19 protein-coding genes are annotated in these 23,729 nt (G+C 62.2%); 8 read left to right on the top strand and 11 right to left on the bottom strand.

All coding sequences use genetic code 11. The features are described 5' to 3' along the window. Positions 1 to 479 precede the first annotated feature (479 nt). Together FFI89_RS32170 and FFI89_RS32175 are read left to right on the top strand one after the other, a co-directional pair. Positions 480 to 1,298 (top strand): transglutaminase-like cysteine peptidase, encoded by an 819-nt coding sequence (locus FFI89_RS32170; protein WP_138831478.1) that lies wholly within the window; start codon positions 480 to 482, stop codon positions 1,296 to 1,298. Between the two features lie 123 nt (positions 1,299 to 1,421). Beyond that, on the top strand, positions 1,422 to 2,537 hold the full coding sequence (locus FFI89_RS32175; protein ID WP_138831479.1) for a lysozyme inhibitor LprI family protein: 1,116 nt from the start codon (positions 1,422 to 1,424) through the stop codon (positions 2,535 to 2,537). 862 nt (positions 2,538 to 3,399) lie between these two features. Here FFI89_RS32175 and FFI89_RS34640 read toward each other — a convergent pair. The 3 genes from FFI89_RS34640 to FFI89_RS32190 all read right to left on the bottom strand — a co-directional run bounded on the left by FFI89_RS34640 (position 3,400) and on the right by FFI89_RS32190 (position 7,186). Next, positions 3,400 to 3,582, bottom strand: coding sequence for a hypothetical protein (locus FFI89_RS34640; protein ID WP_168213119.1), 183 nt, complete (start codon positions 3,580 to 3,582; stop codon positions 3,400 to 3,402). 1,158 nt (positions 3,583 to 4,740) lie between these two features. Beyond that, a complete protein-coding gene (locus FFI89_RS32185) occupies positions 4,741 to 6,192 on the bottom strand; it encodes a DASS family sodium-coupled anion symporter (protein ID WP_138831481.1) in 1,452 nt (483 codons plus the stop codon). A gap of 37 nt (positions 6,193 to 6,229) precedes the next feature. After that, positions 6,230 to 7,186, bottom strand: coding sequence for an L-lactate dehydrogenase (locus tag FFI89_RS32190; protein WP_210249050.1), 957 nt, complete (start codon positions 7,184 to 7,186; stop codon positions 6,230 to 6,232). Between the two features lie 120 nt (positions 7,187 to 7,306). On the opposite strand from FFI89_RS32190, the gene FFI89_RS32195 reads away from it, so the two are divergent. Both FFI89_RS32195 and FFI89_RS32200 read left to right on the top strand, forming a co-directional pair. Beyond that, positions 7,307 to 7,603: an HdeA/HdeB family chaperone gene (locus tag FFI89_RS32195; protein ID WP_138831482.1), complete on the top strand. Its 297-nt coding sequence runs from the start codon at positions 7,307 to 7,309 to the stop codon at positions 7,601 to 7,603. 170 nt (positions 7,604 to 7,773) lie between these two features. Continuing rightward, a complete protein-coding gene (locus FFI89_RS32200) occupies positions 7,774 to 9,945 on the top strand; it encodes a PQQ-dependent dehydrogenase, methanol/ethanol family (protein WP_138831483.1) in 2,172 nt (723 codons plus the stop codon). Between the two features lie 154 nt (positions 9,946 to 10,099). On the opposite strand, the gene FFI89_RS32205 is transcribed toward FFI89_RS32200, so the two are convergent. The 6 genes from FFI89_RS32205 to FFI89_RS32230 form a co-directional block, all read right to left on the bottom strand. Further along, positions 10,100 to 11,299 carry an ABC transporter substrate-binding protein gene (locus FFI89_RS32205; protein ID WP_138831484.1) on the bottom strand — a complete coding sequence of 400 codons (1,200 nt, stop codon included), beginning with the start codon at positions 11,297 to 11,299 and terminating at the stop codon, positions 10,100 to 10,102. A gap of 108 nt (positions 11,300 to 11,407) precedes the next feature. Next, positions 11,408 to 13,246, bottom strand: coding sequence for a long-chain fatty acid--CoA ligase (locus FFI89_RS32210; RefSeq protein WP_138831485.1), 1,839 nt, complete (start codon positions 13,244 to 13,246; stop codon positions 11,408 to 11,410). Between the two features lie 184 nt (positions 13,247 to 13,430). Then, on the bottom strand, positions 13,431 to 14,210 hold the full coding sequence (locus FFI89_RS32215; protein WP_138831486.1) for an ABC transporter ATP-binding protein: 780 nt from the start codon (positions 14,208 to 14,210) through the stop codon (positions 13,431 to 13,433). Positions 14,211 to 14,220: 10 nt separating this feature from the next. Beyond that, the gene (locus FFI89_RS32220; protein ID WP_138831487.1) at positions 14,221 to 14,979 is read right to left on the bottom strand and encodes an ABC transporter ATP-binding protein; all 759 of its coding nucleotides are present in this window, start codon (positions 14,977 to 14,979) and stop codon (positions 14,221 to 14,223) included. Continuing rightward, positions 14,976 to 16,127 (bottom strand): branched-chain amino acid ABC transporter permease, encoded by a 1,152-nt coding sequence (locus tag FFI89_RS32225; RefSeq protein WP_138831488.1) that lies wholly within the window; start codon positions 16,125 to 16,127, stop codon positions 14,976 to 14,978. The genes FFI89_RS32220 and FFI89_RS32225 overlap by 4 nt, the downstream gene beginning before the upstream one ends. Beyond that, the gene (locus FFI89_RS32230; protein WP_138831489.1) at positions 16,127 to 17,002 is read right to left on the bottom strand and encodes a branched-chain amino acid ABC transporter permease; all 876 of its coding nucleotides are present in this window, start codon (positions 17,000 to 17,002) and stop codon (positions 16,127 to 16,129) included. The genes FFI89_RS32225 and FFI89_RS32230 overlap by 1 nt, the downstream gene beginning before the upstream one ends. Before the next feature lie 294 nt (positions 17,003 to 17,296). Here FFI89_RS32230 and FFI89_RS32235 point away from each other — a divergent pair, with 294 nt between their 5' ends. After that, a complete protein-coding gene (locus FFI89_RS32235; protein ID WP_138831490.1) occupies positions 17,297 to 18,049 on the top strand; it encodes an ABC transporter ATP-binding protein in 753 nt (250 codons plus the stop codon). Beyond that, complete coding sequence (locus FFI89_RS32240; protein WP_138831491.1) at positions 18,046 to 19,569, top strand: permease; 1,524 nt, start codon at positions 18,046 to 18,048, stop codon at positions 19,567 to 19,569. The genes FFI89_RS32235 and FFI89_RS32240 overlap by 4 nt, the downstream gene beginning before the upstream one ends. Positions 19,570 to 19,576: 7 nt before the next feature. Here the strand turns inward: FFI89_RS32240 and FFI89_RS32245 are convergent, their stop codons facing one another. Beyond that, the gene (locus FFI89_RS32245) at positions 19,577 to 20,596 is read right to left on the bottom strand and encodes an alpha/beta fold hydrolase (RefSeq protein WP_138831492.1); all 1,020 of its coding nucleotides are present in this window, start codon (positions 20,594 to 20,596) and stop codon (positions 19,577 to 19,579) included. 3 nt (positions 20,597 to 20,599) lie between these two features. Further along, positions 20,600 to 21,538 (bottom strand): alpha/beta fold hydrolase, encoded by a 939-nt coding sequence (locus FFI89_RS32250; protein WP_246669319.1) that lies wholly within the window; start codon positions 21,536 to 21,538, stop codon positions 20,600 to 20,602. Between the two features lie 175 nt (positions 21,539 to 21,713). Here FFI89_RS32250 and FFI89_RS32255 point away from each other — a divergent pair, with 175 nt between their 5' ends. Together FFI89_RS32255 and FFI89_RS32260 are read left to right on the top strand one after the other, a co-directional pair. Then, positions 21,714 to 22,529 (top strand): MBL fold metallo-hydrolase, encoded by an 816-nt coding sequence (locus FFI89_RS32255; RefSeq protein WP_138831493.1) that lies wholly within the window; start codon positions 21,714 to 21,716, stop codon positions 22,527 to 22,529. A gap of 144 nt (positions 22,530 to 22,673) precedes the next feature. Further along, positions 22,674 to 23,723, top strand: coding sequence for an amidohydrolase (locus FFI89_RS32260; protein ID WP_138831494.1), 1,050 nt, complete (start codon positions 22,674 to 22,676; stop codon positions 23,721 to 23,723). Positions 23,724 to 23,729 lie beyond the last annotated feature (6 nt).

Consider the following 23,729-nt stretch of genomic DNA (forward strand, 5'->3'; position numbering starts at 1 on the left):
ACCCGATGCAACTTTGCCGGCGTAATTCAATGCGCCACCATAAATTGTTAATTATTCATAAAAAATATCTGCACCATCTCGATATCATCAGGTTTTGTGGCGCGGAAGGGGCCCTTTGGTGGACATGCGTCGTGAAGGGGAGCGTTAAAACCCCCTCGCATCAACATTTTCTTAAATGAAAACAACAGCCTAGCCCACAGATCGGACCGCCGAGCAAATTAGCCATACTAACCGGAAATCCACGAGTCCGGCCTGGTTAAGCCAAATTTCCGCCATCCATCGGCCAAACAGCCGTCTGGACGATCGATAAAATTCTCCACAATCCAGCAGGACGAACTTTAAGCTGTTTTGCGCTTTCCTGCCGCATGCCACCGGTTTTAAGCAGACTAAAACCTCCCCCGCCCATCCTGACGCGAGCGAAATGATCCGGTCACGAGCGGGCAGCACAAGCCCGTCGATGCCCGGACAAGGGGCGTCAGATGGGAATATCGGTTCAATTGCGCACATGGCGCGCGCTCATGCTTGCCTGCGGCCTGCTCTGGTTCGGAGCGGGAGCCCCGGTGAGCGCCGCAACGCTGCTCTCGCCTGGGCCTGCGACCCTGATCCGGAAGTCGGCTGAGCCGTTCGGGCTCTCGGCATCTTCCCTCACCGGCGGTGGGCTCTACGACAAATGGCAGGGCGTGCAGCGCCGTCTCGAGGATGAACTGGTGCAGCTCGCGCTGTGCGAGGGCGATCCCGACCGCTGTGCGTCGTCGGCCGCGCTGCAATTCCTGGCCATTGTCGATGCCGGCAGGCTTCGCGAAGGCCGCGCCCGGCTCGGCGAGGTCAACCGCGCGCTCAACCTCGCGATCCGCCCGGTGAGCGATCTTGCCCAGTATGGCCAGATCGACGTCTGGAGTTCTCCGCTGGCGACCCTCGCAAGGGGCGGCGGCGATTGCGAGGACTACGCGATTGCGAAATTCGTGGCCTTGCGCCTCGCCGGGGTCGCGCCCGAGGACCTGCGAATCGTGGTCATGCACGACACCCTTCGTGGCGACGATCACGCGGTGGCCGCAGCCAGGCTCGACGGCCGCTGGCTGACGCTGGATAACCAGCGCATGGCGATGGTCGAGGATGCCAACGTCAGGAATTACCGGCCGACATTCGTGATCGACCAGCGTCAGGTGATGCGATATGCCGACGCGCCCCTGCTCGCCAACGCAACCGGACCAATCCCCGCAGCGCCGCTCGCCGTGAGTTCGCTGGCCCGGCCCGACCAGGTCGCGCCCGCCCAAGAGGCCCCGGCGCAAGCCGATTGACAAACATCCACCCAGCAATTTCATTGCGCGGTGAAGGCTGAGAGGCGGCGGCCATAACGACTCGAGCTTGCTTTCTGCAGCCTTTGCGTTTCTTCTCCTTGTCCTCGCTGGGCGGAGCTTCGAATGCGCATCATCATACTGGCTGTCGCGGCAGCCCTGATCGGGACGGCATTTTCCGTCCGCGCCGAAGACACGCCCGAATCCGACCGTTCACTGCGTGACGTTCTGCCGCTGTTCGAGACCAATCGCTGCGCCGGGGTCAAGGACACCGCGGGGCAGTTGTTCTGCGGCGATCCCGACCTGCTCAGCACCGGTGCGCGGCTGAACGTCGCGGTACAGGAGCGGCTGGACCGAATCGCCGACCGCCGGATGGCGATCGAAGAGAACGTCGAATGGATCCAGAACCGCGATCTGAGTTGCGGAATCTTCGACCGGCAAAGCACCGCAAGCCTGCAAGTTGCCCCGGTCAAGGCCTGCCTGCTGAAGCAGACCGAAGAGCGGATCGCCATCCTGAACGATCCGAATTTCGATTGCCTCGCCATCAATACCACCGCCGGCGTGCTGATCTGCGGCGATCCCGGATTGGCGATCGCCGACAAGGAACTCAACGGCCAGGTTCTCGCGCTGATCGGCAAGATGAAAGAGGACGAGGCCAAGGCAGCCTTCAGCGAATATGCCAGATGGACCCGCTCGCGCGATCGCAAATGCGATCTGGACGACAAGGACAACGTGCCCGTGGCTGAATTGTCGGCGCCGGAAAAATGCCTGGCAGCCCAGATCGATCGCAAGACCGCCGAGGTGATCGCGGCCAAGGGCGATCCGAAACGGGTGTTCGGTCGGTTGACGGTCGCGGCTTCGCCCGACGAAGACGCCGTCGACCTCTGCGTCGCGCAGATTCATTCAGCCAATACCTGCGGCGACTTCCTGCGGGTCAGCCGCATCATCCAGATCGATACCGAGGTGTCGGCGGAGCAGGCGCTCGTCACCGCCGAAGTCGAAATGAAGGTTCTGTCGCCCTTTGCCGTTTGCAGCCCGGTCGCCTCGAATTGCACCGGGACCTGCTGGGACCTGCGATCGGGGCAGCCGAAGTCTGCGCCGGGAAGCCGTGACAGCCTGCCGATCGCGCACCGGCTCCGAATCGAGAAATCGTTCGCGTTTCAAAAGACCGACAGCGGCTGGCGCTGCAATACGCCGGCGCTGCAGCCGATCGAACTCGGCGTCGCGCTGCGCGGCCCTTAAGCGGTTTCGAGCGAAGCATGTACCGGTTCGCGTAAAGAAAACGCGTCAAAACAATTAGCAAAGCCTGGTTCTGATTCAATCAGAACCGATAAGGCTTTAGCGAATAGGTCCGCCGTTGCAGCGCGCATTCCTGCAGCCCGATCGTTCAATTTAGGCGTCAAGCCATGACGCGCTGCATCCCGGATTTCCGCGGTCGTCCCCGCCAACAATGACAACAAGCATGATTCAGGCTCCGTTTTAAGGAGCTTGAATCACGCCTCAGGTGACACCATCAACAACGAACCCGGCATTTCTAAGTCTCTCGGCGTAAAGGTTCCGTCGGCACTGATCGCCACTGCCGATGAGGTGATCGAATAAAGAACCTTCGGTTACAGGGCATGAGTCCGTTTCTGTGAAGGTTTGCGGATGCCGGCCCCTTGACGGTGGTGCGGCGCACACTTGGGCCGGCGTACAGGTATCAAGGAAAGCGTGATCACTGAACAACGCAGCAACATTATGCGAAGCCTTCAAATTACTTCGCAAGCTAAACTCGTGGTCATGACCGACCAGCTGGCCTTTTGGCCAATCAAGAATAAGGGGGCAGCTGCGCCTCTTTCGGGTTCGCCGCCCCAACACGCCGCTCAATACTGATATTGATATTGGTTCGGGCATACATACTGCCCGTACGTATCGTAATAGCAGCCGTTATTGTAGTTGTTGTTGTAGTAGCCGTAGGCTCCTGCCGCAGCGGCGGCTCCCACAGCGGCAGCACCATAACCCGGGCGATAGTAGCCGCCACCATAACCCGGGTATCCCGCGATTGGACGGCCCGGACGACCTGGCCGACCTGCAATTGGGTAGCCCGGACGTCCCGGACGGCCCGCTATTGGATGACCGGGGTGTGGACGACCAGCGACGCGATAGCCGCGACCGCCATGGATGCGTCCGGCATGAACAGCGCCGCCCCGAACGTGGGCTGCACGCATGCCACCTCCGTGGAAACCGCCAGCGCGCATGCCGCCACCATGAAATCCGCCGCCACCACGGAACCCGCCACCACCGCCACGGCGGGCGAGCGCGTCCTCTGGAATGAGGCTCACGGTAATGAGAACTAGCACTGCCACAACAGCAAGAATGTATCGAAGCATGGTTCCCTCCGTTACTTGGGGTGCCATGCAGACAGATTGGCACCCGACAATAGCCTCCGTTTCTCATCAAGTTCGGACTTTGACCTAGATCAACCTCCTCGATCACGACCCAACGACTACTGCACCATTCGCCTGTCCTCGCGGGCCACGCCCGGACTTACCGCTGGAGCAGACGTTCAGCGGCGCTTTCCGAGCGCAAGGTTCTTGCCGCTCGGCTCGCTCGTTGACCTAAATCAAGTGGTCGACAAACCGGCGAGTGATAGCCTGCGCCTTTCTGTGACAACTGGAGAGGAAGCAATGATCAGACCCGCCGTCGTTGCGCTCGCACTGTGCGTTATGTCCTCAGCACAGAGTATGCCGTTCGTCCCACTTCAGCAGCCGAACAATTCGGTCATTCCAGTTCGCCAAGGATGTGGTCTGGGACGTCAACTGGTCGATGGCATCTGCGTATCTAACACCAAGGTGCGTGCCGCGGTCCGCAAGTGCAGCGCTCGAGGAATGCGCATGGTGAACGGTCGCTGTGAACCACGCGCGCGACCTGCTGCCACCCCTGCCGCGGCGCGACCTGCTGCGGCGCCACCTACGACCCAGCAACCTGCGGCCACTCCCGCCACGCCGCGTTGATTGGCGCGCGCAAGCGTTGACGCGCCTCTGACCTCAGTGGCCGATTAGTGCTGGCGCAAAGTTCGCGACGGCGGTGCTCGCAGCAAATTGGGGCTTGCGCCTATGTGATCCCGTCAGGAAGGTACATTGACGCGTGGCTGCGGCGCCGCTGAGCCCTGAGGAGTGCCGCGCGACCTGCATGACCGTATGTCTCCTTTGAGACACGCAGGCTGATGGTGATGATGCCTGTTGATAGGGGTAGATCGGAAGTCATCGGCGGACGGTCAAAACGGCGCGATTGACCCGGAGCGATCAATGACCCGGTCTGCCGCTTGCTAACGCGGTCCCAGTCAATGCCGCACGGTCTGGAGTTGGATGACCACAGCGGTTGGGTCGGATGTCACGGTCTATGGCCATAGCGCCCGGCGCGTCACGCGCCCGTCTAGACCGCTCTCCCGCGCGAGCTTAGCAAGCTAAATGTGCCCAAGCAGCATCCACCACAGGGGGCCGATGAAAAGCCAGATCGCCAAATAAATGACGCTCATGATGAAACCGATCTTCCACCACTCGGCCTGCGTGACATATCCGGCTCCGAACATGACTGGTCCGGAACCAATCGCATATTGTGTCAAGCAGCCGTAGATGTTGCTCAGACTCCCGAGCGCGATCGCTCCGGCGAACGGAGGTATTCCTGCCGCAATCATCAGAGCGAGCGAGAGCGGGAATAAGGCGCTGATATGAGCGGTTGCACTTGCAAAGAAGTAGTGGGAATAGAAATATATGGTTGCAACGAGCACGTAAACAACGATGAGGCGATATCCCTGAAGGTACACGCCCAGCTCTCCTCCGAACCATGAGACCATGCCGTATTCGTTCAACTTGGCCGCGAACATGATCAGTAGCCCGATCCAGATCATGGTGTCCCAGGCCGATTTCTCATTGAGAGCATCATCCCAGGTCAGGACACGGGTGATGAACATTAAGCAAACGCCGATGGCTGCTGCGAGGGTGGCGCTGATCTTCAATTGCTCGCCAAAAACCCACAACACCAAAAGGCCTAAGAAGATCGCGGCCGTGATGATCTCATTCGAAGACATCGGGCCCATCGTCGCGAGCTCCCGCTTGGCTAGCGCAGGCGCATCGGGCGTCTGCACGATGTCTGGCGGAACAAGCCACAAAAGTGTCACCGGAATTACCAGCAGACAAAGGAATCCAGGAACGAAAGCGGCCGCTGCCCAACCAATCCAGGTTATCGTCGCTCCTTGATCTGCTGCCAGCTTGACCGAAAGCGGATTGCCCGCCATGGCCGTGATAAACATACCGGCGGTAATGATGTTGGCATGGAACGCGCAAAGGATCAGATACCGACCAACCCTCGTCCGCGATTCAGTATTAGGCTCGCTGCCGAGCACTTCAGAAATCGCGCGAGTGATGGGCAGCATGACGCCACCCGCCCTGGCCGTGATGCTCGGCATTGCCGGAGCGATAATTAATTCTGTTAAGGCAAGACCGTAACCGAGGCCGATTGTGCGTTTCCCGAGCAAACGCATAAACAGCAACGCAATGCGGCGGCCCAGTCCGCTTTTGATCACGCCCCGTGAAATAAAGAAGGCAAGCATGACGAGCCAGACCAAATCGGTCCCAGTTGCGTCCACAACCGCGCTAAAGGGAATAACCCCGAGAAGGGTTGCTATCGTCGCACCAATCAGTGCTACAGCCGACATCGGTAGCGGCGCGAGGATAATCCCGGTTATTGTTGCCACGAAGATTGCGAACATTTGCCAGGCTTTGACGTTCAATCCATCTGGTGCGGGGATGAACCAGAGAATGAAGCCGATGGCCAAAGGTACGATGAAGTTGCCCGCTTTGGCCAGATTGGCGAAGGCTGCTGCCTGTCTTGTCGCTTCCGCTTGCGTCGAACTCATCGCGTCCTCCACTCAAGCCATCTCTATGTCTTCGGCGCTATTGCTTCAACTTCGCAAGGGCACTCTCTGACGCGGCCTTGACGATTTCGGCACTCTGTCGCAGTCCATCCTTCTCGTGATCGTTCAGTACCGGATAAGCCATCAGCCTTGCGCCTTGTCCATTGACCAGCATTGGCAGAGACAAGCACACATCGGCTACACCCTCGACTTCTGGATGCACCACGGCCACGGAAAGAATCAAATCGCTGTTGTGGAAAATTGCTTGGCAAATCCGAGCAATCGCACTCGCGATGCCGTAATGAGTGGCCCCCTTACCCTCCTTGATTGCCTTCGCCGCTTCGTGAACAGATCGAAGGACAAGATCTCGGCTCGCTCCGCTCAATTCCTTCCCCGTCCGTGACAAGAAGGTTTCAAGCGGCATGCCGGAGACCGTCGCTCCCGACCAATGGATGATGGCTGACTCGCCGTGCTCTCCGAGCATGTAGGCATAAACCGAAGGGGCCACTACACCCAATCTCTCGGAAAGCAGAGTTCTGAGCCGCGCCGTGTCGAGCTCAGTGCCGGTGCTGATCGCCCGTTCACGCGGCAATCCCAGATGCTGCTGAACCACGCAAGCAAGAACGTCGCAAGGGTTGGTCGCGACGAGATAGATGGCATCCGGTGCATATCGCGAGATTTGGTCTACGATGTCTCGGATAAGCCGGGCGTTGGTTTGCACAAGGTCGAGGCGGGTCTGTCCCGGCTTGACCCCGGCACCCGCCGTGATCACGACAATGTCCGCATTCTTCGCGTCAGAGTAGTCACCCGCGCGGAAATCAGCCGACCGCCAGATGGCCGCCGCATGGGCCAAATCGAGTACCTGCCCCTCGGCTCGAACGGGATCGACGTCGATCAAAACAATCTCAACGCCGGGGATGCTGTAACAAGCGAAGAGTGCAGCGGAGCCTCCCACGAGACCTGCACCCACGATAGCAATTTTATGCTGTGTGATCATCGGAATCTCCTATTGAGATTCCAGCCAGGTCCTTCAACCAAGCATTGATCTAGATCAAAGCTGTCAGACGTAGTTGGATTGTTGTCCGCACTACCTGGTAGAATAGAGAGGAGAAGACGAATGCAGTGCTCTTTCCTGGCTGGCTTTTTGCTTATCGCGCTCCTGATCTCCCCCGCACATGCACAGGTCCGTATCGATGTCTCGAAAATCACCTGCGATCAGATGCGAAGCAAAATGGCGAACCCGGTTGCGGTTGCGCTCTGGCTGAACGGTTACTATGCCGGCAAACGCAACGATCCCACCATTGATGTGATCTCATTAGACCGCAATGCCGAGAAGGTCTCAGAATATTGCGCATCTAACCCTGAGGTGACCTTGATGAAGGCAATCGAGACCACGGTCGGAGCGGAAAAATAGTCGAAGCGCATTTCGCCGAAAACACCACCCTGGCAGCCGAACCCGTTTGGCGAAAACATGACGACACAAAATTTCTCTTTTTCTTTTCGCTGCCACCTGTGATTGACGCCATCCTTCGCACCGGCATACCATGCCCGCCGATCCGCTAGAGATCGTTGGGAGGAATGAGAATGACACGTTCGCCGCGCGTTGATTCCGCTTGCCGTTTCCCTGAAACCTCAGCCTGTCTGCATCGACCCGCACGCGTTGCGCAGGCGGCGATTGCGATCGCGCTGGGCCTTGCGCTATCCGCCGGCGCCGCGTTAGCGCAAACCAAGGGATCCGCCGATCATATCAAGGCCGTTACCTCGGCGGTCGACAGCGCGTCCATCAAGGCCAACGCGGCGACATCGAACGACTGGCCGACCATCGGCCTCGACTACGCCGAGACTCGGTTTTCGAAGCTCAACCAGATCAACACTGAAAACGTCAAGAAACTGGGGCTGGTGTGGAGCTACAGCCTCGATTCATCGCGCGGCGTCGAGGCGACACCGGTCGTGGTCGACGGCATCATGTATCAGACCGCGTCGTGGAGCGTGGTGCACGCCATCGACGCGCGCACTGGCAAGAAGATCTGGAGCTTCGACCCCGGCGTCGATCGCGAGAAGGGCTACAAGGGCTGCTGCGACGTCGTCAACCGCGGCGTCGCCGTCTACAAGGGCAAGGTGTTCGTCGCCGCCTATGACGGCAGGCTGATCGCGCTTGATGCCGCCACCGGCGCCAAGGTGTGGGAGAAGGACACGCTGATCGATCACGATCATTCCTACACCATCACCGGCGCGCCCCGCGCCTTCAACGGCAAGGTCGTAATCGGCCAGGGCGGCGCGGAATATGGCGCGCGCGGCTATGTCACCGCCTACGATACCGAGACCGGCAACCAGGCCTGGCGCTGGTTCACGGTGCCCGGCGATCCGTCAAAGCCGTTCGAAGACGCTTCGATGGAAGCGGCCGCCAAGACCTGGGATCCGGCCGGCAAATACTGGCTCAACGGTGGCGGCGGCACGCCGTGGGACAGCATGACCTACGATCCCGATCTCAATCTCGTCTTTATCGGCACCGGCAACGGCTCACCGTGGAACCGCAAGGTGCGCAGCCCGTCCGGCGGCGACAATCTCTATCTGGCGTCGCTGGTGGCGCTGAATGCCGACACCGGAAAATACGTCTGGCACTATCAGGAAACGCCCGGCGATCACTGGGACTATACGTCGACCCAGCCGATGATCCTGGCCGACATCAACATCGACGGCGCGCCGCGCAAAGTGATCCTGCATGCGCCGAAGAACGGTTTCTTCTTCGTCATCGACCGCACCAACGGCAAGTTCATTTCGGCGAAGAACTTCGTCGACGTGAACTGGGCCACCGGTTACGACGCCAACGGACGGCCGATCGAAGTGCCGGCGGCGCGCGGCGATGCGCCGTACGACAGCATTCCCGGCCCGTACGGTGCCCACAACTGGCACCCGATGTCGTACAATCCGCAGACCGGCCTGGTCTATCTGCCGGCGCAAGGCGTGCCGCTCAATCTCACCCCGGAAAAATCAGTCGTTCAGAACGCGCCGACGCCCGGAAAATTCGGTGGCACCACCGGCTGGAATGTCGGCATGATACTGAACGCCGAGCCGCCCAAGGCCCCGGCGTTCGGCCGGTTGATCGCCTGGGATCCGGTCAAGCAGAAGGAAGCCTGGCGCGCCGAATATGTGGCGCCTTGGAACGGCGGCACGCTGACCACCGCGGGCAATCTGGTGTTCCAGGGCACCGCCGACGGACGCTTCATCGCCTACAACGCGACGTCAGGCGAAAAGCTGTGGGAGACGCCGACCGGAACCGGCGTGGTCGCGGCGGCCTCGACCTACCTGATCGACGGCAAACAGTATGTCTCGATCGCGGTCGGCTGGGGCGGCGTGTTCGGGATCGCGGTACGCGCAACCGAGCTGCAGAGCCCGGGCACGGTCTATACCTTCGCGGTCGACGGCAAGGCGCCGCTGCCGGCTTTCGTGAAGTACCAGACCGAAGGGCTGCTCGCGGGCGTCAAGTATGACCCGCAGGACGTGCCCGACGGCACCGCGATCTATGTCGCCGCCTGCGTCACCTGTCATGGCGTGCCGGGCGTCGACAAGGGCGGCAATGTCAGGAACCTCGGCTACGTCTCGCCGGAGACCATCACCAACCTGAAGGACTTCGTGTTCAAGGGCCCGTTCCGCGACCAGGGCATGCCCGATTTCAGCGGCAAGCTGACGGAAGCGGATGTGGTGAAGATCCAGGCCTTCATCCAGGGCACCGCCGACGCGATCCGGCCGAAGTGACGAAGTCATTCCGGGGCGATGCGCAGCATCGAACCCGGAATCTCGAGATTCCGGGTTCGCGCTAACGCGCGCCCCGGAATGACGGCACTCTCCAAACAAAAAGGGCTGCGCGAGACGATCGCGCAGCCCTTTGTCGTTGAAGGCGAGACCAACCTCAGAACATCAGATTGTCCTTCACCAATACCCAGCGGCCCTTCTGGATCTGCTGCACCTGGGTGATGGTGGTGGCGAGGTGGTCAGTCTTGGAGAACTTGGTCGGCGGCGAGTTGAAGATGTCGAGGAACTTGTCGCCGGACTCCAGCGCATCGAGCATCTTCTGGCCGGTCAGATCCTTGCCGGCCTTGTTGGCGTAGAAGGCAAACGTCTCTACCGCGTTGTAGCCGATGATGGCCTGGGTATTGGCGTCGGTGCCGAACATCTTCTTGTAGTTGGCGAGCCACTCCTTCACCTTGCCCTTGGCCGTATCCTCGTAGGGAATCTCGAATCCCGACGCGGCGTACAGCCCTTCCACGGCTTCCTTGCCGAGCGCCGGCACTTCAAGCACGTTAACGGGCGTGGCGCCGAGGAAGGTCACGTCCCATCCGAGCTTCTTGGCTTCGCCCATCGCCCCGATCGGTTCGCGGATCACCGCGCCGAGCACGACCAGGTCGCAGCCGTCGGATTTCATCTTGGCGATCTGGGCGCTGAAGTCGGAGGCGCCGCGCTTGTAGCTGGTCACCGAAGCCGCCGGCACCTTCATCGCCGCGAGCTGCTGGTTGAAGCCGTCGAGCACGTTTTTGCCGTACTCGTCGTCCTGATGCATGATGCAGGGCTTCTTGAAATTCTTCAGCTCCATCATGTATTTGAGCGCGGCGCGGGTGCTCTCGACATAGGGCAGCAGGTTATTGAACTTCAGCCTTTCCTGCGGCTTGGCCGGATCGAACTTGAAGGTGAATTCGGCCGCCGTCAGCGGAAACAATTGCAGCACGCCGGCATCGAACAGGATGTCCTGCGCGGCCAACACGGTCGGCGAACCCATCGGGCCGACCATGGCGAAGATCTTGTCGCGCTCGACCATCTTCTGCGACGCCAGCACCGCCTTTTTCGGATCGTAGCCGCTGTCCTCGAGAATCAGCTTGATCTTGCGGCCGTTGATGCCGCCCGCCGCATTGATCTCCTCCACCGCCATCTTCATGCCGTTGGAAACCGGAACGCCCCAGAACTTGATCGGGCCGGACAGATCCTGATGGGTGCCGATCACGATCTCGTTGGCCGAGATGCCTTCATTGGTAACCTTGGTCTGGGCTGCGGCCGGCAGATGGGTCAGCGCAAGGGCGCTCACCGCAAGGCCCAACGCAACAAGCGATTTCGACATTGCAAACTCCTCCTGTTTGGCCCGTGTTGAGCGAAGGCTGGGGCCTTGTGATCCTTCGCCGTTTTCAAAAACAGCTCCGATGCAAGATTCGAAGCAAGGTGCGATGGCTCACGCCACCGCCCGTTCGCGATACATGGCGTCGATCTCCGCGGCGTAGCGCTTGTTCACGAAGCTGCGCTTCAGCTTCATGGTCGGCGTCAATTCCTCGTCCTCCGGCGTCAACTGGCGCTCGATCAGGAAGAAGCGCTTGATGGTCTCGACCCGGGCAAAATTGACGTTGACCGCCTCGATCTCACGCTGGATCAGGTCCTGGATCTCGGCCGCACGGCACAGGCTGGCATAGTTGGTAAAGGGAATGTCGTGGTCCTGCGCGAACTTCTCGACATTCTCCTGATCGATCATGACCAGACAGGTCAGATACGGCCGCTTGTCGCCGATCACCACGGCGTCGGAAACGTAAGGCGAGAACTTCAACTGGTTCTCGATCTCCGACGGCGTGATGTTCTTGCCGCCCGAGGTGATGATGATGTCCTTCATCCGGTCGGTGATCTTGACGAAGCCTTCATTGTCGATCGAGCCGACGTCGCCGGTATGCAGCCAGCCCCGCGCGTCGATGGTCTCGGCGGTCTTTTCCGGCTGGTTCAGGTAACCCATGAACAGGAAATCGCCCTTGATCAGGATTTCGCCCTGCGGGGAGATCGCCACCTCGCCCCAGGGCGCGGCCTTGCCGACCGAACCGAGCTTGATGCGATCGTACGGCATCACGGTGGCAACGCCGCAATTTTCGGTCTGGCCATAGACCTCACGCATGTCGAGGCCGAGCGCGAGATACCAGCGGATCAGCTCCGGCGCGATCGGCGCAGCACCGGTAAAGGCCAGCCGGCAACGATCGAGGCCGAGCATGCGGCGGATATTGCGGAACACCAGCCAATAGGCGGCGCGATTGGCCAGTTGCAGCGACAGCGGCGGCGTGTCGCCCGCCAGCCGGTAGTCGGCCATGCGGTTGCCGATGGCGAGCGCGCGGCGGTACATCCAGTTCTGGAGCGACGTCGCATCCTTCAGCGCGATCGTGATGCCGGAATAGAATTTCTCCCAGATCCGGGGCACGGCGAGGAAGGCGGTCGGCTGCACCTCGCGCAGATTGTCCGGCACGGTTTCCGGGCTTTCGGCAAAGTTCATCACCGATCCCAGCGCCAGCGAGATGTAGTAGCCGCCGACCCGCTCGGCGACATGGCAGAGCGGCAGGAACACCAGCCGCTCTTCGGCATCGGTCGACGGGAACAGGTCGTTGGCGTGGCGCATCTGATGGGTGACGCTGCGGTTGGAATGCATCGCGCCCTTCGGCGGGCCCGTGGTCCCCGACGTGTAGACCAGGATGGCGAGATCGCTGGCACCACGGCTGCCGACCATCGCATCCCACAGCGCTTCGTTACCTACCGCATGGTTACGCCCGAGCGCCATGAATTCGGCCAGCGACATCACCATGGGGTCGTTGAAGCCGGAGAGGCCTTCCATGTCGAAGACGATGACCTTCTGGAGCGTCGGGCAACGCGACCGGCAGCTCAGGATCTTGTCGAGTTGCTCCTCGTCCTCGGCGAAGATCACCCTGGTCGAGGAATCGTTGACGAGATATTCGACCTGCGCCGAGGAGTCGGTCGGATAGATCCCGGACGAAACGCCGCCGGCACAGAGGATGCCCATGTCGGCATACACCCATTCCGGCACCGCGTTGGAAATGATCGAGGCGACGTCGCCGGGCTTGAAGCCCGTGGCATGCAGGGCGTAGGCGATGTCCTTGGAGATCTGCAGCCATTGCCGCCAGCTCGTCGGCTGCCAGATCCCGAACTTCTTTTCGCGGATCGCCGGCCGGTCGCCGCGCGTCTCCACGCCGAGCAGAAAACTCTTCGCGATCGTGTCGGCGACCGTCAGCACTGCCGGTCTGGCCATGCTCGCTTCCTCCCTCTCTCGCCTGCCCCGAACGCCGTTTACCGGTCTTTTCGAAGCAGGCCCCCAATTTAGCCCCAACCCACCGGGAACGCCATGCGCTTAACTGTCATCCTTACGGCCAATGCCTTCGACGCCAGTATCGCTACCGCCGGATCTCTGCCGCCAGGTCTCTATCGCCAGGTCTCTAGCGCCACGTCTTTTTCTTCTTCCAGCGCCGCTCGCCGCGGGCGCCCTCTTCCTTGGCGCCGAGGTAGAACTCCTGGATGTCCTTTGAATTCATCAGCCGTTCGCAGGTGTCGTTCATGACGACCCGGCCGATTTCCAGCACATAGCCGTAATGCGCCGTCTCCAACGCGATCTTGGCGTTCTGCTCGACTAGTAGGATCGACATGCCCTGCTCCTCGTTGACGCGCTTGATGATGGTGAAAATCTCCTTCACCAGGATCGGCGACAGTCCGAGTGACGGCTCGTCCAGCAGCAGCAGTGTCGGGCGGTTCATCAGCGCCCGCCCGATCGCCAGCATCTGCTGTTCGCCGCCGGAGAGCTGTCCGGCCGGCTGGTTGATCCGTTCCCGCAACCGCGGGAAGTATTCGAAGACGCGTTCGAGATCCTCGGCGACGCCGTCGCGGTCTCGGCGCGGATAGGCGCCCATCATCAGGTTCTCGCGCACCGAAAGGAACGGAAACACTTCGCGTCCTTCCGGCACATGGCTGAGGCCAAGCCGCACGATCTTGTCGGCTTCCATGCGCTGGATCGGCTTGCCGAGAAATTCGATCGAGCCTTTTTGCGGATCGAGAATGCCGGAAATGGTTTTCAGCACCGTGGTCTTGCCGGCCCCGTTGGCGCCGAGCAGGGTGACGATCTGCCCGCGCGGCACTTCGAGGCTGATGCCCCGGATGGCCATGATCGGCCCGTAATAGCTCTCGATGTTGCTGAGCTTCAGGATGATGTCGGGTGCGCTCATGGCCTCATCCTCATGCGCCGAGATAGGCGGCGACGACGTCGGGATGGCGCTGCACCTCGGCCGGCGATCCCATCGCCAGCACGCGGCCGTAATTGAGCGCAATCACCCGGTCGGAGACCCGGTTCACCAGCGTCATGTCGTGCTCGACCATCAAGACGGTGATGCCGAGTTCGGTTTTCATGTCGCGGATCCAGAACGACATGTCACTGGTCTCTTCGACGTTCAGACCGGAGGACGGCTCATCCAGCAGGATCAGTTTCGGCTCGGAGCACAGCGCACGCGCCAGCTCGATCACCTTGCGGACGCCGTAGGGCAGCCCCGAGATCAGCTTGTCGCGATAGGCCTCGAGATCGAGAAACTCGATGACCTGCTCGACCCGGCGGCGATGCGCCTTTTCGTTGGCGCGCACACTCGGCAGGAACAGCAATTCCTGCCAGAGCTGCGTGGTGGAGTGGCGGTGGCGGCCGACCAGCAGATTGCTCAGCATGGTCGCATTCTCGAACAGTTCGATGTTCTGGAAGGTGCGGGCAATGCCGAGGCCGGCGATCTCGTAGGCCGGCTTTTGCGTGATGTCCTGGTCCTCGAAATAGATATTGCCCGACGTGGGCGGGTAGATCCGCGAGATCAGGTTGAAGATCGAGCTTTTGCCGGCGCCGTTGGGGCCGATGATCGAGAGAATCTCGCCCTTCTCGACCGCGAAGCTGACGGAATCGACCGCCTTGAGGCCGCCAAAATGCAAGGAGAGGTTTTCCGCGCGGAAATAGCTCACCGGTTCCGCTCCGATTTCACGTAGATCTTCTGCCGCTTGAAGGTAGCGCGCTTGTAGAGCGGGAACAGCTGGAAGAAGAGCTTGATCTTCAGCCAGCGTCCGTAAAGGCCGAGCGGTTCGAACAGCACGAACAGCACGATGATGATCCCGTAGATCGCGCCCTTCAGGCCGTTGGCCGAGGCGATGGCGGCGACGTTGCTCTGGATGTTGGCAACCGCGGCCTTGCCGGCGCCGAAGGTGGCGGCGACGCCGGCAATGATGCCGGGCAGATCGTCCTTCAAATAGGTCAGGAACGGATCGATCATGACCAGGAAGATCGCGCCCAGCACCGCGCCGTGCAGGCTGAAGGTGCCGCCGATCAGGATCACGATGATGAACTCGATCGAGAGCTGCAGCGTGAACATTTCCGGGCTGATAAAGGACAGCTTGTGGGCGAACAGGACGCCGGCGAATCCGGTGATCGCGGCGCTGATCGCAAACGACTTCACCTTGTAGAGCGAGACGTTGATGCCCATGCTGCGTGCCGCGGTCTCGCTGTCGCGGATCGCGACGAAGGCGCGCCCCGTCGGCGAGCGCAGCAGATTGAGCGTGCCGACGATGGTCAGGATCAGCACGCCCACGCACAGGAAATAGAACGCCGGCCCGTCGCGCGGCACCGCGGTGCCGAACAAGGTCATGGTCTTGACGCGCATGCCCTCGTTACCGTTGGTCACGCTTTCCCAGCGCGCCAGGATTTCCTCGACGATGAAGGCAAAGGAAATCGTCGCAATCACCAGATAGATGCCCTGCAGCCGCAGCGCCGGAAATCCGACCAGCGCCCCGACCACGCCGGTCAGCAACCCCGCGGCCAGGAAATACACCGGAAAAGGAACGTTGAACTGCTGCAGATAGGCCGCCGTATAGGCGCCGATGGCGAGAAAGGCGGCATGGCCGAGCGACGCCTGCCCGGTGAAGCCGGTCAGGATCATCAGCCCGACGCCGACGGTGGCGTAGATGCAGACGAACACCAACTGGCTGACGATGTAGCTCGACAGCACGAACGGGGCGATCGCCAGCAGCGCCAGCAGCACACCGTAGGAAACGACGTAGCCGCTGTGCGGAAACAGCCTGATGTCGTCCTCGTAGTCGGTCTTGAACAGGAACCGCATCAGACCTTCTTCCGCGTATGAACCCCGAACAGGCCTTCGGGCTTGAGCAGCAGCACCACGAGCAGGACGATGTAGGGCGCGACGTCCTTCCAGCCCTGCGGCAGGTAGAAGCCGGCCATGCTCTCGATCACGCCGATCATCACACCGCCGACCACGGCGCCGGGGATCGAACCGAAGCCGCCGAGGACGGCGGCCGGAAATGCCTTCAGTCCCAGCACCAGTCCGACATTGGAATGGATGAAGGTGATCGGCGCCAGCAGCACGCCGGCGCAGGTTGCGACCGCCGCCGAGATCGCCCAGACGATCGAAACCACCCGCTTGACCGGAATGCCCATGTAATAGGCGGCCAGCATGTTCTCCGAACTGGCGCGCATCGCGGTGCCGAGCGTGGTTCGGTTGAAGAACAGATAGAGCAGCGCGCACAGGATGACGGTCGCCGCGATCACCGAGAGCTTGTCATAGGCCAGCACGAGGCTGCCGATCCGCAGCACGCCCTGGCTGAACGGCGTCTCGATCTTGAAATCGTCGGTTCCCCAGATCATGCCGACGACGGAGCGCAGGAAATAACCGAGCCCGATGGTGGCCATGATGATGGAAAACTGCGGATAGCCGAGGATCGGGCGCACCACCACGCGCTCGGCCAGCATGCCGAACAGCGCCATCGCGATGACGGCGCCGGCGAATCCGATCCAGTAATTGAGGCCGAGCATGCCGATGAAGGTGAAGGCGAAGAACCCGCCCAGCATCATCAAATCGCCCTGGGCGAAATTGACGACCTCGGTGGCCTTGTAGACCAGCACGAAGCCGAGCGCGATCAGGCCGTATACGCAGCCAAGCGCGATGCCGCTTACCAGCTGCTGAACGAAGTCCAGCATGATTTCCCCTCCCCCGGATGCACTGCAATTCTGTCGATTGCCTGTCGCATCCTGCCTTCGCGCCCTCGTGTCGGAAGCGCTGAAAGCTGCATATGTCCGGACGCAGTTGAGCCTAAAGCCCCGAGCCCTGTCAACAAACCGCTGGTGGCGCTCTGGGGCGGAAATTGCGGAGAAATGCCGCAGCCCCTCGAAGTTGGCAGTTCGGCGCGATTTGGGGCGTTCGATTCACCGTGCCGAAAGTTCTTGGGTCCATGGTGCGCAACGAAAAGCGAAACCCTGGATCGCCCTGAAATCATGAAATCAGATGTATCCGCGCTTGAGGTGCGAGGGTTAACGAAGCGTTTTGACCGCCCCGCGGTCGATGCGCTCGACCTGACCGTTCGCACCGGCGAGTTTTACGCCCTGCTCGGCCCCAATGGCGCCGGCAAAACCACGACCCTGCGCATGGTGGCAGGCCTGCTGCGGCCCGACGCCGGCTCTGTCTATATATCGGGCATTGACGCGCTCGCCGATCCCGTTGCCGCCAAGCAGGTGATGGCCTGGGTGTCGGACGAGCCGATGATTTATGACAAGCTGACGCCGCTGGAATATCTCGAATTCGTCGCCGGCCTGTGGGGTATCGATCCCGCGGTCTCGGAACCTGCAGCGCATCAGCTTCTGGCGTCGCTCGGCCTCGAGCCGCACCTGCACGAGCGCTGCGAGGGCTTTTCCAAGGGCATGCGCCAGAAGGTCGCGCTGGCAGGCGCGCTGGTCCACGACCCCAGGTTGATTATTCTCGACGAACCGCTGACCGGCCTCGACGCGCTGTCGGCCCGCCACGTCAAGGGACTGCTCGGAGATCGCGTCCGCGCCGGCTCCACCGTGATCATGACGACGCATATTCTGGAGGTCGCCGAGCGGATGGCCGACCGGATCGGCGTCATCGCGGCCGGCCGGCTGGTCGCCGAGGGCACATTGACCGAACTGCGCCAGCAGAACGGCCGCACCGACACCAGCCTCGAAGACATGTTCATCGCACTGGTCGACACCGAGGCTGCGGCCGCATGAACGCGACGGCGGCGCTGAGCTGGTTTGCCCGGCACGAAATCCGGCTGGCATGGCGCGAATGGCTCGCCATGATGACCGGCGGCCGGGGCAAGCGTAAGCGTGCCATCATTGGCCTCATCGTCTTTGCCGCGATCATGCACCTGCCCGCCTGGGCCGTGATCGGCCGCTTCGCCGATCTGCAGCCGCCGCTCGACAAGCCCACCCTGATCGTCATCACGGCGACCATCTTCCTGGCCTGGGCGTTGATGCTGTCGCAGGCGATCGAGTCGGTGACACGGGTATTTTATGCCCGCGCCGACCTCGACCTGATCATGTCGTCGCCGGCGCGGCTCACCAACGTGTTCTCGGTCCGGATCGCGGCGATCGCGCTGTCGGTCACCGGAATGGCGCTGTTGTTGTCGACCCCCTTCGTCGATGTGCTGGTGATCGGCGGCGGCGCGAGATGGCTTTCCGCATTTGGCGTCGTTGTCGCCATTGGATTGTCGGCCGCCGCCGTTGCGATCGCGATCACGGTGATGCTGTTCCGGCTGATCGGGCCGAGCCGCACGCGGCTGGTGGCGCAGATCCTGGCCGCCATCATCGGCGCCGGCTTTGTGATCACGCTCCAGGTTGCCGCGATCCTCTCTTACGGCACGTTGTCGCGCTTTACGGTGCTGACGTCAGACGCCGCCGCGGCCTATGCGCCCGGCCCCGACAGTCCGCTGTGGTGGCCGGCGCACGCCGCGATCGGCGACGGCGAGGTATTGGCGCTGCTGGTTGCCTTCAGCCTCGTGCTGCTCGGCGGCGTGATGGCGATCTTCTCGCCGAGATTTGCCGACACCGTCGCGCACGTTTCGGCAACGGCCATGACCACCCGCCGGGCACCGGGCGGGCGCGCGTTCCGCGCCGGTTCGCGCCAGCAGGCGTTGCGCGCCAAGGAATTTTTGCTGCTGCGCCGCGACCCCTGGCTGGTGTCGCAGAGCCTGATGCAATTGCTTTATCTGGTGCCGCCCGCGCTGATGCTGTGGCGCAGTTTTTCGGACAGTTCGGCCGCGATCGTGCTGATCACGCCGGTGATCGTGATGGCGGCGGGCCAACTCGCCGGCGGTCTTGCCTGGCTGACGATCTCGGGCGAAGACGCCGCCGACCTGGTCACGACCGCGCCGCTGCCGCCGCAGCGCGTGACCCGCGCCAAGATCGAGGTGGTGTTGATGGCGATCGGCGTCATCTTTGCGCCGCTGATCGCAGCCCTCGCCTTTGCCTCCATCACGCAGGCGGCGATCACCGCGCTCGGCATCATCATCGCCACCACGTCGGCCGCCGCGATCCAGCTCTGGTTCCGCGTGCAGGCCAAACGCAGCCAGTTCCGTCGCCGCCAGACCTCGTCGCGGCTGGCGACGTTCGCCGAAGCCTTCTGCTCGATCGGCTGGGCCGCCACCGCGGCGCTGGCGGTGTCGATCCCGATTGCCGCGGTTGTCAGCGGCGTGATCACCGCATGCATCCTTGCCGCAACCTGGAAGATCAGCCCGCGGCGGAGTTAAGTACTCCCTAAGCCTTCACCAGCTCCGTCACGGCCGCCGCAAACGCTTCCGGCGCTTCCTGTGGCACATTGTGGCCCGCGCCATGCACCACGCGATGGACGCGGCGGCCGGTGAATTTGGCGGCGCTGGCGTGGCCGTCGCCGGCCGGGAGCACGCCGTCGGCGTCGCCGTCCAGCGTGATGGAGGGTACCGTGATTGGCGGCAGCGCTGCGAGCCGAAGCTGCAACTCCGCATATCGTGGATCGCCCGCTGCAAGGCCGAAGCGATGGCGGTAGCTGTGGATCACGACATCGACAAAATCAGGATTGTCGAAAGCCGCGGCGGTGCGATCAAACGTGGCGTCGTCGAAATCCCAGTCCGGCGACCAGTCTTCCCATAGCATCTGCGCGAACTCGCGCCGGTTGGCGGCGAGCCCGGCCCGGCCGCGCTCGATCTGGAAATAATATTCGTACCAGAGTGCCACTTCGTATTGCGGGGCGATCGGCACCATGGCGCGCGCGAGATCCTGGATCAGGTAGCTGTTGACCGTCACCATGCCGTTGCAGCGCGCCGGCCACAATGCGGCGGCGACGCAGGCCGCGCGCCCGCCCCAATTGTGGCCGCCGATGACCGCGCGCCCGATGCCAAGCGCATCCATCAGCGCGATCACGTCCGCGCCGAGCGCCGCCTGCTCGCCGGAGCGCAAGGTGACGGAATCGCGAAAGCGCGTCGCGCCGAAACCGCGCAAGTAAGGCACGATGACGCGGCAGCCTCGCGCGGCGAGCAGCATCGCGACGTCGACGTAAGAGTGAATGTCGTAGGGAAAGCCGTGCAGCAGGATCGCGGCCGGTCCGTCCGCGGGACCGGTTTCGTAGTAGCCGATGTTGAGTGGACCTGCATCCACATGATGCAGCGGCTCCATCCGCTGCGACGACGGCGCGCGCGCCGGGTGTGCCGGTGCATCGGCCTGCGCAAACGCCCGGCTTGCCACTCCCGACAGGGCCGCGCCGATCAGGAGACGGCGCCGGCGATCGATGGAATCGGACATCGCTCAGGCCTTGATCAGCTCCATGACCGCCGCGGCAAACGCTTCGGGCTCTTCCTGCGGCAGGTTATGCCCGGCGCGCGGCACCACGCGATGGACGCGGCGGCCGGTGAATTTCGGCGCGCTGGAACGGCCGTCGGTGGCCGGGCTCACGCCATCGCCGTCGCCGTCCAGCGTGATCGCCGGCACCGTGATCGGCGGCAACGCGGCCAGTCGCCGTTGAATATCGGCATAGCGCGGGTCGCCGTCGGCGAGGCCGAAGCGGTGGCGGTAACTGTGGATCACTACATCGACATAATCGGGATTATCGTGCGCGGTCGCGGTCCGCTCCAGGCAGGCCTCGTCGAACGGCCAGTTCGGCGACCACTGCTCCCACAGTATCTTGGTGATGCCGCGCCGGTTGGCCGCAAGCCCGGCGCGGCCGCGTTCGAGCTGAAAGTAATACTGGTACCACAGCGGCACCTCACGCTCCGGCCGCGCCGGCACCATGGCGCGCGCAATATCCTGGATCAGGTAGCTGTTGACGCAGACAAGCCCGATGCAGCGCTCCGGCCACAACGCCGCGCCGATGCAGGCCGCGCGGCCGCCCCAATCGTAACCGGCGAACACCGCGCGCTGGATGTGAAGCGCATCCATCAGCGCCATCAGGTCCGCCCCCATGGCCGCCTGCTCGCCGGAGCGCGGCGTCGCCGGGTCGCGAAATTTTGTCGGACCGTAGCCGCGCAAATAGGGAACGATGACGCGGCACCCCTGGGCCGCCAGTTGCGGCGCGACGTCGACATAGCTGTGAATGTCGTAGGGAAAGCCGTGCATCAGCATCACGGCCGGGCCGTCCGCGGGCCCCGCCTCGTAATAGGCAATGTTGAGCACGCCGGCGTCGATGGTGTGCAGCGGTTCCAGCCGTTTCGAGGAAGGGGCGCGCGGTGCGGAGGCATTTTCAGTCACGGCGAACTCCCAAGCAAACTTCTAGATGAATTCCAGTGCGGATTTCCACACTACGGCATTGCGCCCCTTTGATGAAGCAAATCCGGCTTACAGCCGTGCGTGTTTGTCATCATGACGCATGCCGGATTCGGCGATAGAGTAGCCACAGCGGCTGTTGCCGCCGACAGGTCTTGCCATGCTGCGGTCCCTTGTTGCCGCCACCGCCTTTCTGGGTTTGCTGATCGCGCCGGCTGCCGCCGCGGAGCCGCTGCGCAGCGAGTGCCTGGCAATGGCGAACGCGCCGCCCCGCGCGGTGCCAGTCAGCCTTCGCCGTGTCGCCGCCAAACCGGAAGAGGTCGCGATCACCTATGTGGGCCATTCCACTTATTACATCGACACGCCCGGCGGTGTTCGGATTGCGACCGATTTCAGCGGCGCCTACCGGACCGGCCGGCTACCCGACGTTGTCACCATGAACCGGGCGCACTCGACCCATTACTCGTTATTCCCGGATCCGAAGATCGCACATGTGCTGCATGGCTGGGGCGACGACGGCCAGCCGGCGCATATCGGCTTGCGCGTCGGCGACGTCTATATCCGCAACGTGACCACAGATATTCGCCGTTACTGGGGCGAAGACGCCGGCGGCGAGATGATCAAGGACGGCAACTCGATTTTCATCTTCGAGGTCGAGGGCCTCTGCATCGGCCATCTCGGGCACCTGCACCACAAGCTCGACGAGACCCATTTCGCCGCGATCGGCCGACTCGATATCGTGATGGTGCCGATCGACGGCACCTACACGATGTCGCTCGACGGCGTCTCCGAGATCACAAAACGCCTGCGCGCGTCCGTGGTGCTGCCAATGCACCGCTTCGCCACTCCGCTCGACGAATTCATGCGCCTGATCGGCCAGCAGTTCCAGATCGACCAACGCAGCGAGCGGACGCTGAGGATTTCAAAGGAAACGCTGCCGGCCACGCCGACGGTGATCATTCTGGACGGGGTTTGAGATAAAACATACAGGAAACTAACATCGTCATTGCGAGGAGCGAAGCGACGAAGCAATCCATTCTTGCTTTGCTGCTCCATGGATTGCTTCGCTTGCGCTCGCAATGACGAAAACAACAAAACCGAAAACTCAGGGAGTGAAACGATGACCACCACTGCACCCGCCGCCAAGAGCGGGCTCTATGCCGATCCGCGCGAAGACTGGCTGGCGCTGCACACCGAGGAAATCATCGACCCGGCGCGCCCGATCGTCGATCCGCATCACCATCTCTGGCACCGCGGCGGACTGCATTACATGATCGAGGAGATGGCGGCCGACGCCGCCTCCGGCCATAACGTCGTCGCGACAGTCTATGTCGATTGCCGCTCGATGTACCGCGCCAACGGGCCCGAAGCATTTCGTCCGGTGGGCGAGGTCGAGTTCGCCAACGGCGTTGCGGCGATGGCCGCCAGCGGCGGTTACGGCAAGGCCGCGCTCTGCGCCGGCATCGTCAGCCACGTCAATCTCTTGCTCGGCGAAGCTGCCCGACCGGTGCTGGAAGCGGAAATCGCCGCCGGCAACGGCCGCTTTCGCGGCATCCGGCACTCCTCGGCCTGGGACGCCGACCCCGATGTCGCCGGCATGTACGCGACGCGGCCGCGGGGCCTGCTGCTCGACCCGACCTTCCGCAAGGGCTTTGCCTGCCTCGCGCCGCTGGGCCTGAGCTTCGACGCCTGGCTGTTTCATCCGCAGATCGGCGAACTCACTGATCTCGCCCGCGCCTTCCCCGAAACGAAAATCGTGCTCGATCATTGCGGCGGCCCGGTTGGCCTCGGCCGTTTCGCCGGCAAGCGCGAGGAGACGTTCCCGGTCTGGAAGGCCTCGATCCAGGAAATCGCCAAATGCAAAAATGTCGTCGTCAAGCTCGGCGGGCTCGCGATGTGCCTGCTCGGCTACGACTTTCACCTGCGGTCGAAGCCGCCGTCTTCGGAAGAAGCCGCCGCGGGGTGGCGTCCCTATATCGAAACCTGTATCGAGGCCTTCGGCCCCGACCGCTGCATGTTCGAGAGCAACTTTCCGCCGGACAAAGGCCAGTGCAGCTATCCGGTGATCTTCAACGCCTTCAAGCGGCTCAGCGCGCAATACAGCGAGGCCGAGAAGACCGCGCTGTTTTCGAAGACAGCGACGGATTTCTACAGGCTAAAGCTCGACTGACGATTG

This window comes from Bradyrhizobium sp. KBS0727 (assembly GCF_005937885.2).
In the GTDB taxonomy this organism is placed as follows: Bacteria; Pseudomonadota; Alphaproteobacteria; order Rhizobiales; family Xanthobacteraceae; genus Bradyrhizobium.